Annotated in this window: 11 protein-coding genes and 1 tRNA gene; 8 read left to right on the top strand and 4 right to left on the bottom strand. The window is 59.3% G+C overall.

What is annotated here, in order from left to right; translation table 11 throughout:
• Positions 1 to 158: 158 nt before the first annotated feature.
• Entirely contained in the window at positions 159 to 443 is a 285-nt protein-coding gene (locus FHT85_RS21815) for a hypothetical protein (RefSeq protein ID WP_409527346.1), read from the bottom strand.
• Positions 444 to 598: 155 nt separating this feature from the next.
• Here FHT85_RS21815 and FHT85_RS21810 point away from each other — a divergent pair.
• A tRNA-Thr gene (locus FHT85_RS21810) sits at positions 599 to 673 on the top strand.
• 135 nt (positions 674 to 808) lie between these two features.
• Here FHT85_RS21810 and FHT85_RS21805 read toward each other — a convergent pair.
• Positions 809 to 1507, bottom strand: coding sequence for a hypothetical protein (locus tag FHT85_RS21805; protein WP_112410081.1), 699 nt, complete (start codon positions 1505 to 1507; stop codon positions 809 to 811).
• Between the two features lie 138 nt (positions 1508 to 1645).
• On the opposite strand from FHT85_RS21805, the gene FHT85_RS21800 reads away from it, so the two are divergent.
• The 3 genes from FHT85_RS21800 (at position 1646) to FHT85_RS21790 (ending at position 4279) form a co-directional block, all read left to right on the top strand.
• The gene (locus FHT85_RS21800; RefSeq protein WP_162709584.1) at positions 1646 to 2212 is read left to right on the top strand and encodes a hypothetical protein; all 567 of its coding nucleotides are present in this window, start codon (positions 1646 to 1648) and stop codon (positions 2210 to 2212) included.
• 191 nt (positions 2213 to 2403) lie between these two features.
• Positions 2404 to 2985 (top strand): hypothetical protein, encoded by a 582-nt coding sequence (locus tag FHT85_RS21795; RefSeq protein ID WP_162709586.1) that lies wholly within the window; start codon positions 2404 to 2406, stop codon positions 2983 to 2985.
• Positions 2986 to 3214: 229 nt separating this feature from the next.
• The gene (locus FHT85_RS21790) at positions 3215 to 4279 is read left to right on the top strand and encodes a D-alanine--D-alanine ligase family protein (RefSeq protein WP_112410084.1); all 1065 of its coding nucleotides are present in this window, start codon (positions 3215 to 3217) and stop codon (positions 4277 to 4279) included.
• A gap of 25 nt (positions 4280 to 4304) precedes the next feature.
• On the opposite strand, the gene FHT85_RS21785 is transcribed toward FHT85_RS21790, so the two are convergent.
• Entirely contained in the window at positions 4305 to 4652 is a 348-nt protein-coding gene (locus tag FHT85_RS21785; protein ID WP_112410135.1) for a CAP-Gly domain protein, read from the bottom strand.
• A gap of 458 nt (positions 4653 to 5110) precedes the next feature.
• On the opposite strand from FHT85_RS21785, the gene FHT85_RS21780 reads away from it, so the two are divergent.
• The 4 genes from FHT85_RS21780 (at position 5111) to FHT85_RS21765 (ending at position 8863) form a co-directional block, all read left to right on the top strand.
• Entirely contained in the window at positions 5111 to 6295 is a 1185-nt protein-coding gene (locus FHT85_RS21780; protein ID WP_112410085.1) for a four-carbon acid sugar kinase family protein, read from the top strand.
• Entirely contained in the window at positions 6292 to 7305 is a 1014-nt protein-coding gene (gene pdxA / locus FHT85_RS21775; protein ID WP_112410086.1) for a 4-hydroxythreonine-4-phosphate dehydrogenase PdxA, read from the top strand. The genes FHT85_RS21780 and pdxA overlap by 4 nt, the downstream gene beginning before the upstream one ends.
• Positions 7306 to 7414: 109 nt before the next feature.
• The gene (locus FHT85_RS21770; protein WP_112410087.1) at positions 7415 to 7888 is read left to right on the top strand and encodes a VOC family protein; all 474 of its coding nucleotides are present in this window, start codon (positions 7415 to 7417) and stop codon (positions 7886 to 7888) included.
• A 231-nt stretch (positions 7889 to 8119) separates the two neighbouring features.
• Positions 8120 to 8863, top strand: coding sequence for a metallophosphoesterase (locus FHT85_RS21765; RefSeq protein WP_112410088.1), 744 nt, complete (start codon positions 8120 to 8122; stop codon positions 8861 to 8863).
• Positions 8864 to 8919: 56 nt separating this feature from the next.
• Here the strand turns inward: FHT85_RS21765 and FHT85_RS21760 are convergent, their stop codons facing one another.
• Entirely contained in the window at positions 8920 to 12078 is a 3159-nt protein-coding gene (locus FHT85_RS21760; protein WP_112410089.1) for an efflux RND transporter permease subunit, read from the bottom strand.
• Positions 12079 to 12088: the final 10 nt, after the last annotated feature.

Below are 12088 nucleotides of genomic sequence, written 5' to 3'. Positions count from 1 at the left end.
TAAGCAATACGGGCGAGGCCCGCCTTTCCTGATAGTTCCGAGCGCCCAGGTTGCGGGCGCCGAGTTTTGCGCACCTAAGTTTCGTGCACCTTGGTAAAAGGCGCTCTTTAGACGAAATAGATTAACGCATCAATTCGTTTGATGATGGACGACATCAATCATTGCGATTCGTCCCTTTTTGCGGCGGTTTCAGCATTATCCCCAGCCTTTGCAGCCGGCAGCCCATCGGTCTCGTCGGCCTGGCCGGCGCGCCGCGCCCGGACCTGCTGCTTGCGGCGGGACAGATTCTCCCGCAGCTTCTGCGCCGCGCGCTCGCGCCGCCGATCGGCCTCCGTGACCTGCCTGCCGCTCACGGGCTCGCCCGCCTCGCCGCTGGCCCCGCTTGGAGCAGAACCGCCCTGCAAAGCCTGCCCTTCATCGATTTTCGTCTTGTCCGCACCCATGTCTTCCTCATAGCGGAAAACCTTAGGCGCCAAAAGACCGACACATTTTTTCCAACGATCTTTCACAGAACTTGCAATTTGCGGCTTGCACTCCGCCCCGACCTATGGCAATAGCCGCCTCGCCCAATACGGCGCACCAAGCGGCGCCACGGATTGCTGCTATAGCTCAGGGGTAGAGCACTCCCTTGGTAAGGGAGAGGCCGAGAGTTCAAATCTCTCTAGCAGCACCATCTTATCCCCCGGAAATCGTTCATTTATTGAGCTTTACGGCTATTCTAGCTGCTGTCTCGGACACCGGAGCGACAGAACGACCATCGTTTTGAAAAATAGGCGAGCCCTACTTTAACCGAGAGGCTTGGCGGCTGTTACATAGCTTGGCTCACCGACTGTTTGAACATCAACAGCAGAGGAAGTGCACGAAACCAACCTATGGAAGTGTAAATTTCTAAATTACAAGGCATCTGATGATCGTCATTGGCGGCAAAACCAACGCTTCCAGAATTGTCGCAGGAAAATAGACCCAAGGCAACAAACCGAGACAAAGTAAAATTTAGCGACTGTTCCGAAATTTGGAAATCGGTCGCCTTCATACGCAATGCCTCCCGTCGCATTTCTGCAAGGTCTAGGTCAAACAACTTATCCAAAATGCGTTTGTCTTCTGGCTCAAGTTTACTTATTGCATTGGTAATGATCGCTGTGACGCCAATTGCCGTGTTCTGTGGATCAACCGCATTGGCGATGTAAGACGCCCATAAATCCTGTAACCCGTCATCGCTTTCAACTGACAAGGCTTCGATAAGCGGCACAGCGGCCCGTTCTTCAATTTTGAGGAAGCTCGCATCTAGTCCTAACGATTGAAGATACTTTTCCGTTTTGACCGCAACTGAAGCACGGTTACGAATACGATAGCCGACGGCCGAGTCGGCAGCAGCACCGGCATAAGCGGTAATCGCATCTTTAAATATCTCAGCAAGATAGCGCGTGCCTTTCTCGCTAGCATCGATTGCTTTACTGGTAGTCTTGGCGACTTCACTCACGGCCTTGAAGGCTTCTTCAGTAACCATCTACATTCTCCTAATAAAAGACGTTCGTGAAGGTTATCATCGATAGAATAACGTGAAGCATCTGATTCGGGGATATGTATGTGGCGAGCAAGTAGAATTGCGGGCGGTATCGCGTGCATGCTTTTCGTTGGATGGGCGGTGGACAGCTATCATGACGGGGAGAGTATCTGGGAGCCTATATCTTGTCTGGTTGTCGCGTTCGCCGGATGGGCGTTCGCGGAATGCAAGGCGGATGCAAGCGCGCCCGCGCCCGCCATCCTGCACCCTCATGATATCGAATTGGGCAATGCGTTGAGAGGCATTTTGAACGAGCGCCTTAAGGGCTACTTAAAGGGCCATCCAGTTAGCACCACATTCTTGCTTGCGAGCTTCGACCCGGTGAGCGAGTTGAGTAGGTGGAATGGGCCGGAAAGAGAATTTGAGAATCAAGAACTCGACAATCTGGCATCCGAGGCCGTGCGTCTTGCGCACGAACTTGACGGTCAAATAGGCGAACACGCTAATATCGTCGAGCACAACTTGGACTTTGCTTCTCTCGCCCCCGATCAAGAGCGAGCGAGCGACTGGTACACCAGGGAAACTTCTGTGAAAATACAGAAGGTAAACACCATAGCGACGCGGCTTGCGGAAGCCGGAGATAATTTTGAACGCGCATTTCGTAGGCTATCGCCGGAAAGCTACCGACGGAATATTGAAGATATTTAAGCCGCCATTAGATGAGATGATCCGCGCAAAGTTCATGCTTATTTCAGTGAGGGATGCATGTCTGAAAGTAGAATGTCTTATCCCGATTTCCGGAACGAACTGCTTTTCGCCTTCGCTCTGATAGTGGAAGGTGATTTTGAGAAGCGAGCGCTCGCAGCCGACGCTGCTGGACTGATACAGCGGCCTCGTCTTTGACTGCAGACGATCTCCTGCAGGTTAGATCAGCTCCGACGCCCAATGATCCGTTTTCGATTTACGCGACGTCAAATGCCGTTGACCGCCTCCGCGAGATGGGAAACCGCAGCGGATTCCAGCCAAACCATTATTCACTGACAGAGAAGGGCTATTACGAAGCTTCACGGATCGGGCGACACAATGGCCGCGATCTTGAAGACGAGATGGACGCTTTGATCGCCTCCGGTCAACTTGATCCATCAACCTCCGAAGTTCTTCGCGACGCAACGGTAACGGTCGACATTGATAGTAAGTCGCCGGAAATTGAGAAAGTCGAGACCGCCTTAACTGATGCGATCGCGAAGGTTGGTGCGAGCAACGCGCTCATGGAAGATAAGGAAGGATCGCGAAGACATGCGGAATTGAAGGCCGGCAAAGCCCTTTTATCTGGAAAGAGGCTAGATGTCCGCCTATTCAAATCGACAGTTATTCCAGCCTTGCGGTGGCTGGCATCTAAAGTGACTGATGAATCTGCGAGCATGGCAATTCAGGCTGCAATTACCGCCATTCTGACGTGGATTTTATCGCACGGGGGATGACCAAATCTCTCACAAATTTTTGCTCGTTGCGCCGTTACAAAATACATCATAAATTCCTGATTTTATTTATATAATTCAGATTTAAAATCTCTCTCCCAGCAACTGTCTTTCTCAGAATCTAGCTGATTCTTAAAAGCGCGTTGCCAGCCACCCCTCCCCAATTCCGCTGCAATCCCTCATTTAAACCCTTCTCCCATCACATCCATCCTGGCCCGGGAGAAAAGCCTCAATGTCGAAACTACGCGTCGCCGTTCTGTTTGGCGGTCAGTCCAGTGAGCATGAGGTTTCCGTCATGTCGGCCCGCAATGTCGTCAGGGCGATCGATGGCGCGAAATATGAGATCGTGCCGATCCTGATCGATCGCGCCGGGCGCTGGCTGCTGGTGGAGGAAAAGGGCGGCGTGCTGGCCGAGCCGGTTGTCTATGAAGGCGCGGAGGTCTGCCTGTTGCCGGGGGCGAAGGGGCGGCTGCTGGCGCTGGAAGGCGCCGGCGCGCGGGAGATCGCGGCGGTCGATGTGCTGTTTCCGGTGCTGCATGGGCTTTATGGCGAGGATGGCTCCATTCAGGGCCTTGCCCAGATGGTCGGCATTCCCCTTGTCGGCTGCGGCATAGTGGGTTCGGCCATCGCGATCGACAAGGATATCGCCAAGAGGCTGCTGCGCGAGGCGAGCCTGCCGGTTGCGCGCTCCGTCACGCTCACGCGTGGCGAAAAGCCGGATTTCGATGCGATCGTGAGCGCGCTCGGCTCGCCCGTCTTCGTCAAGCCCACGCGCCAGGGCTCGTCGGTCGGGGTCAGCAAGGTGCAGGATGCCGCAGCGTTCGAGGCAGCACTGGCCGAGGCTTTCCGGCATGACCGCAAGGTGCTGGTGGAAGAATTCGTGCGTGCCCGCGAGATCGAATATGCGGTGCTGGAGCAGCCGGATGGCACGCTCTTCGTCTCCGTGCCGGGCGAAATCGCCACGGCCGCGAGCCACGGCTTCTATTCCTACGAGGCGAAATATCTCGATCAGAACGGCGCCGTCGTCACCGTGCCGGCGGATATTCCGGCTGACACGGCAGAGGCGATGAAGCGCATGGCGGCGGATGGTTTTCGCGCGCTCGGATGCGAAGGGCTGGCGCGCGTCGATTTCTTTTTGCGGCCGGACGGCAGCGCTGTCATCAACGAGATCAACACCATGCCCGGCTTCACCAATATCAGCATGTATCCCAAGGCCATGGACGCCTCGGGTATTTCCTATCCGGAACTCATCAGCCGGCTGATCGAGCACGGGCTTGCGCGGGCGCGGCAGGGCTAATCGAGGCCATCCCGCTTTCCTGCCGTCAGACCTTTTCCTTCTTCTTGGTCTTCACCTTCGGCTCGGCGGGCGCATCCGGCGTCGGCGCGAGCAGCTTTCTGAGCGAGGCGATCTTGTCCTCCACCAGCGGGCGGAAGCGGCTGGCGCGATAGGGCATGTCGGCGGCGCCATAGCCCTCCGGCCCATCATCATTGCCGCGATGGATCTCTTCCAGCTTCACGCCGATGAAGGTGCCGTCGACATAATGCGTGTACTCGCCGACCCAGCGGATGGTGTAGATCGTCCCCTTGCGGATCAGCTGATCGATGCTGACATGCTTGAATTTGTCGTCGATGCAGACGACCTTCTGGCCCACATGGAAATCGTAACTCACCCTGCCCTCCTTGAAGCGACTGAAGCGATCTGCCGCGCCGTTCACTTACAAGCATATCCGCATATGCGCCAGTGGGTAAACGCGGGCAGACGTCGCAGCCTGGGTGGATGAAATGGCAGGCAGTTGCATAGAGACAGAAGAACCCCTCATCCGTCCTCTCACAGTCTCGCTTCGCTCGATTGTTCGAGTCCACCTTCTCCCCGCCCCTTCGACAGGCTCAGGACGGGGCGAAGGGGTTTGACTGGATCGCCCCCTCTCCCCGTCAAAACGGGGAGAGGGCTGGGGTGAGGGGCATTTTTATATTTCATATCCAGCGGCCCGACATGACTCGGTGACAAAGCAACCCGTTGACATCCTTCATGGAAGGCTGGAGATTGCGCTTTGTCCGAGCCGCCGCAAGGCCTCACGTCCATTTCCATATCCGATACCCGCAAGGCCCGCTGAAGGCTTTTCCGCCAATGCCCACTCTCCGCCTCATTGCCGATGATTTGACCGGCGCGCTCGATACCGCCGTCGAATTCGTCGGTGTCTACGGGCCGATCGCGGTCGAGCGCAGCGATGCGCTTTCCACGACGCTGCCGGATTGCCTGGCGATCGACAGCGGCACCCGAGAGAAAACGGCCGCCGAAGCAGCTGATATCGTCGCCGGCATTGCGCCGTTGCTGCAAGGTGCCGATCTCGCCTTCAAGAAGGTGGACAGCCTGTTTCGCGGCCCCTGGGCGGCGGAATTGGCCGCCTGTTTCCGGCTCGGCCACTGGCGGCATTGCATTCTCGCGCCGGCTTTTCCGCATCACGGGCGGCACACACGCGGCGGCCGGCAAGTGCTATTTGCCGGCAAGGACGCCTGGCGCGACATCAGCGGCGATCTCGTCGCGCATCTGCGAGCCGAGGGTTTGCCGGCTTTCAACACGCCACTCGATGGCCTCGAAGGCAAGCCGCTTCCAGATGGCATCCATGTTTTCGATGCGCATACGGATGACGATCTGGATGCCATCATCGCATGGGTATCGTCGCAGCTGGAAGGGCCGGTTCTCTGGAGCGGCACCGGCGGCCTTGCCCGCGCTCTGGCACGTAATATCGACCGGGCAACGCACCACCGCTCTCCCGCCAGGAAGAACGAGGGCAAACGCTACCCAACGCCATCGGTCCCCATCTCGCGCAAGCTACAAAGGCCGGTGCTCGGTCTGTTCGGCTCGGACCAGCCGATCACGCTGGCGCAGCTCCAGGCCTGCGGTCCTAACTGGCTGAAGCTTGCGGAAGGCGCTGATGCCGATGCCATCGATCATCAAATCCGGCAAAGCGGCGTCGCCATGGTCAGCCTCGACTTGCCGACCGGACTTGAACGCGATGATGCTGCAAGGCGGATCGCGGCGAGCTTCGGCGGCATGGCCAAGGCGCTGCCGGCCCCGGGCACGCTGATCGTCGCCGGCGGCGAGACCTTGCGCAATCTCTGCTCGGCGCTTGACGTGACCGCCCTCAGCATCACCGGCCAGGCCGCACCCGGCCTCCCCCGCTCGACGATCGTTGGCGGCACTTGGGAAGGTACCACGGTCATCTCCAAGTCTGGGGCCTTCGGCGGCCCGACCCTGTGGCGCGACCTCTTGAATGAAAACGGGCTGATTGCCGGAGGAGAAGAACCATGACGCGGCATCTGGCGATCACCATGGGCGACCCCGCCGGCATTGGCCCGGAAATCATCGTTAAGGCTGCAGCACGGCTAAAGGATCGGCTTACTAAAGGTAAGTTAAAACTTACAATTATCGGCAGCGGCCCGGCCCTTCGGCTTGCCGAGCAGCAGCTTGGCCTCGATATCGAGATTCCCGAGACCGAGATGGAGGGCGACTGGCCGAACCTCTGCTTCATCCAGGCTGATGCCGAGGGAGAACCGATCCTGCCGGGCCGGCTTTCCGCCGATGGTGGACGCATGGCGTTCAAGGCGATCGAAAAGGGCGTCCAGCTGGCGCTATCGGGCAAAGTCGGCGGCATCGTCACGGCGCCGCTCAACAAGGAAGCGCTGAACAAGGCCGGCTTCCATTATGCCGGCCATACCGAGCTGTTGGCGGAACTGACCGGCGCGCGCGGTTCTGTCATGATGCTCGCCCATGGCAATATGCGCGTCAGCCACGTCACCACCCATGTCGCGCTGGAGGATGTGCCGAAGCGCCTGACGCCAGAGCGGCTGCGCCTCGTCATCGACCTCACGCACAAGGCTCTCAAAAACCTCGGCATCGTCAGGCCGAAGATCGCCGTTGCCGCGCTCAATCCGCATGCCGGCGAAGGCGGTCTCTTCGGCCGGCAGGATATCGACATCTCCGCGCCGACCATCGCCAAGGCCGTCTCCGATGGCCTCGATATCGTCGGTCCTGTTCCCGGCGACACGGTTTTCGTCAAGCTCCGCGCCGGCCAGTATGACGCCGTTATTGCCATGTATCACGACCAAGGGCATATTCCGGTCAAGCTGCTGGGTTTCGAGATCGATCCCGCGACGGGCAAATGGATGGATCTTTCCGGCGTCAACATCACCCTCGGCCTGCCGATCGTGCGCACCTCGGTCGATCACGGCACCGCCTTCGACATCGCCGGCAAGGGCATCGCCAACGAGCGAAGCCTGATCGAAGCGATCGAATTCGCTGAAAGGTTGGCAGCCGGCTGACATTTTGGTTTCGGCTCGACCGAGGTCGCCGAAAAATTTTCAAAAGCTTTGTCGGCCCTGCCGCTCCTCCTTCGTCCTAAGGGCATCCAATCGGAGAGAGGAGTACCAAATGTCCAAGATTGCCCCATGCCTGTGGTTTGCGCGAGAAGCGGAGGAAGCAGCGAACTTCTATGTCTCGCTTTTCCCGGATTCCCGGATCGATCATGTGCAGAAGAACGTCGTCGATACGCCCGCCGGCAAACCCGACGAGGTTCTGGTCGTCAACTTCACGCTTGCCGGCCAGCGCTTCATGGCACTGAACGGCGGCGACCGCATCGAATACAATCATGCGATCTCGCTGGAGGTGGATTGCGCCGACCAGGCTGAGGTCGACCGCCTTTGGGACGGTCTTGTTGATGGCGGCAGGCCGGTGGAATGCGGTTGGGTGGCGGATCGCTACGGTGTCTACTGGCAGGTCGTTCCGACGGTGCTCAGCAAGTATATCGCCGATCCGGATCCGACCAAGGCGGCCCGCGTCATGCGAGCCCTTATGGGGATGGTCAAACTCGACATTGCCGGCCTCGAAGCCGCCTATCGCGGCTGAGCGGGGTAACCCTTCGGGAGGTTACACAAGGTGCGACCTCCCGAAGATGATCCCGAATCTTTCTGCAATTTCAGCGGTTCAGACCAATGCCGGCGCCCGTAAGACTTGCAGCAACTCGATGCTTGGAATACCGTTCGCTATAGGCTCGTCAAAGGCGGGTTTCTCGATACCATTCAAGCGATTGGACTGCCGCGCCGTTGAGGCACGCCCCGGCAGGAAACGGCGGATTCCATGCAGCAGCAAAGAGACCGCATCGATCTCACCGGACGCGATTATACCGCGATCTATGCGCTCAGCGACATCCACGGCTGCCATGACGAAATGGTGGAGGCGGAAAGGCGCATTGTTGCGGACGCCCGCAATCTTCCCGGCCGAAAGCTCCTGATGTACCTCGGCGATTATGTCGATCGCGGCCCGCGCTCCGGCGATGTGCTCGCGCATCTCAGCGCGCCGCCGCCCGAGGGCTTCGACCGCTATGCGCTTTGCGGCAATCACGACGATGTATTCCTGCGCTTTCTCGATGACCCGGAAACCAATAGCCACTGGCTTGAATTCGGCGCACTGCCGACACTCGCCTCTTATGGCGTCGATGCCAGACATCTTCTCTTCGACCTTGGCTATGACGTCCGGCAATTGCGCGACGTGATACTGAACGCCATGCCGCCGACGCATGTCGATCTGCTGCGTTCACTGGCTATAGCCGTCAGTTTCGGCTCGACGCTCTTTGTCCATGCTGGCATCAAGCCCGGCATCCCCTTGAGCGATCAGACAGATGAGGATCTGATGTGGATCCGCGAACCCTTCCTGTCGGAAGGACCGCAGCTGCCGCTGCTGGTGGTCCACGGTCACACGCCGCATTCGCACCCCACTTTCGGCTTGGGCCGCATTGGCATCGACACCGCCGTTTCCATGGGCGGAAGCCTGACGATCCTCAAGATCGCCGATGGCAGACCGACAATCCTGCAGTCGATCTGAACGGTTCAAACAAATATCCCGGCTCGAAGCCGGGATATTTGTTTCTTTCAGGCGTCCTATTCCGCCGCCACCGCCGGCGGCAGCTGAACCGTATTGCCCTCTTCCTCGTCAGCCTGCTCGCTGGCAACCGGCTCCGCCGACTTGCTCTTGGGATCGCGGCCGAAGAACAGGGCATAGCCGGCAGGCAGCACGAAGATCGTCAGCACGGTCGCAACCAGGATACCGCCCATCATGGCGTAGGCGAGCGGCCCCCAGAAGACACCGCGCGAGATCGGGATCAGCGCCAGCACAGCCGTCAGCGCCGTCAGCATGATCGGCCGGAAACGACGCACGGCCGAGCCGATGATCGCTTCCTTCCGGTCCATGCCCGCCGCGATATCCTGGTCGATCTGGTCGACGAGGATGATCGAGTTGCGGATGATGATGCCGAGCAGCGCGATGACGCCGAGGATCGCGACGAAGCCGAAGGGCGCACCGCTGATCAGGAGGGCACCGGCCGCGCCGATGATGCCGAGCGGGCCTGTTGCCAACACCAGCATTGCCTTGCCGAAGTGCTGCAGCTGCGCCATCAGGAGCACGACGATGATGACGAGCATGATCGGCGCCTTGGCGGCGATCGAAGCCTGGCTTTCAGCGCTGTCTTCAGCACCGCCCTGGATCTCGATCTTGTAGCCGGCCGGCAGGCTGTTCCTGAGATCGGCCATGTCGTTGTAGAGCTTGGCCGTCACATCGTTCGACTGCACATTGTCGGGTAGGGTTGCCCGTACGCTGATGGTCGGCAGGCGATCACGGCGCCATTCTATGCCCTGCTCCATGACAGGCACGATCTTGGCGACCTGCGACAGCGGCACGAACCCGCCGCTATCGGTCGGAATATAGACCGAGTTCACCGAGGTCAGCAGATGGCGGCTCGCATCAGGCTCGCGGGCGACGATCCCGACGGTTTCCTCGCCCTCGCGATAATTATCGAGGGTGAAGCCGGACATCGAGGCCTGCAGCATCTGGCGGATACGCTGTGAGGTGACGCCGAGCGCGCGGGCGCGGTCCTGATCGATCACCAGCTTCATGGCCGGCACCGGCTCCAGCCAGTCGTCATGGATGGCGCCGAGCAGCGGGTTTTGGGTAAAGCGCTGCTTCACCTCGTCGGCAATACGGCGAACCTCCTGCCGGTCCGGACCCATGACGCGCAGCTGCACGGGCCAGCCTGTCGGCGGACCAAGGAACAGACGGTCGACCTTGCCGCGCACGGATGGGAAATCGGCCGCCAGAATGCCACGTAGCTTGGTGATCAGCCGCTCGCGAGCCGGCTCGTCCTTCGCCATGACCAGCATCTGGGCATAATTCGGGTTCGTCAGCTGCTGGTCGAGCGGGAGGAAGAAGCGCGGCGCACCTTGGCCGACATAGGTGGCGATGAAGCGCTTGTCCGGATCATCGGCCATGCGTGCCTCGAGCGCCTGCGCCTGCCGCTCGACTTCCTTAATGCTGGTGCCTTCAGGCAGCCACAAGTCCACAAGGATTTCCGGACGCGACGACTGCGGGAAGAAGTTCTGCGGTATGAACTGGAAGGACCATAGGCTGCCGACGAAGGCGGCAAGCGTCAGAAGCAGAACGATAACGCGGTGGCGCACGGCCCAGGCAACCGAGGAGTGCAGGCGCCGATAAAAGCGGGTGTCGAACACGTCATGGTGCTCGCCGGCATGATGGCGCTGCTTGAGGATCATGTAGCCGAGCCACGGGGTGAAATAGACCGCCACGAACCAGGAGACGACCAGTGCGATGCCGACGACATAGAAGAGCGAGCGGACATATTCGCCTGCTGTCGATGCCGCAAATCCCACGGGGATGAAGCCGGCCGTGGTAATCAGCGTACCCGTCAGCATCGGGAAGGCGGTGGAGGAATAGGCGAAGCTGGCAGCATCGAGCTTTACAAGCCCCTCTTCCAGCTTGCGCTCCATGAGCTCGACCACGATCATGGCGTCGTCGACCAGCAGGCCGAGCGCGATGATGAGCGCGCCGAGCGAAATGCGCTGCAGGTCGATGCCCAACTCGTACATGATGGCAAAGGTCGCAGCTAGTACCAGCGGGATGGCAATGGCGATCACGAGGCCGGAACGCCAGCCGATCGACAGGAACGAGACGATCAGCACGATGACGAGAGCTTCGCCGAGCGCATGCATGAATTCGCTGATGGCATCGGTGACGACGTCAGGCTGGTTGGCAATCTGATCGACCTGAACGCCGACCGGCAGCGAGGCTTCGAAGCGCTTGTAGGTTTCTTCCACCGACGTACCGACATCGGTCACCTTGAAGCCTGGAGCCATGACGACCCCGAGCTGCACGCTTGGATGGCCGTTGTAGAGGAACTTGGCCGTATAGGGGTCCTGTAGCCCCGCGGTGACGGTGGCGATATCGCCGAGACGGGTCACCTGGCCGCCGGCGTTGAGCCGCAGGTTCTTGATATCCTCTATCTTGTTGACATCGCCCTCGACCGAGATGCGCACGGAGCGCGTGCTGGTATCGACATTACCGGCCGGATCGACATTGTTCTGGCCGACAATGGCGTTCTTCAGGTCATTGAGCGTCAGTCCGCGTTCGGCCAGAACCTTGGAGGAGACATCGATATAGATCTGTTCCGCCTGGTCGCCGATGATGGTGGCCTTCTCGACACCCGGTGTCGAAAGCAGCATGTCGCGCGCCTGGATGGCGAATTTCTTCAGCTCCGGATAGGTGTAGCCGTCGCCGCTGATCGAATGCAGCGTGATGAAGGTATCGCCAAATTCGTCGTTGAAATAGGGGCCGAGCAGGCCGGAGGGCAGCTCGTTGCTGATATCGCCCACCTTCTTGCGGATCTGATAGAAGGCGTCCTTCACCTCAGCGGTGTTGGTGTCGCCCTTGATCTGGATGGTGGTGATGGCAAAGCCGGCGCGGGTATAGGATTTGACCCAATCGAGATGCGGCGTTTCCTGCAGCTTGCGCTCGATCTTGTTGACCACCTGGTCTTCCATGTCCTGCAGCGAGGCACCGGGCCAAACGGTTTGCACGACCATTACGCGGAAGGTGAAATCCGGATCTTCCTTCTGGCCCATATGGGTGAGGCCAAGCGCGCCAGCGATGATGATGAGCCCGAAGAGGAACCGCGCGATGCTTGGATGGGCGATCGCCCACCGCGACAGGTTGAAACGCTTCCTCTCACCGGAGGTGCTATTGATGGACATAATCTCGTCC

Origin of the sequence: Rhizobium sp. BK312 (assembly GCF_014193605.1) — a bacterium.
Taxonomy (GTDB): domain Bacteria; phylum Pseudomonadota; class Alphaproteobacteria; order Rhizobiales; family Rhizobiaceae; genus Rhizobium.
This window is presented reverse-complemented; position numbering and strand designations above follow the sequence as displayed.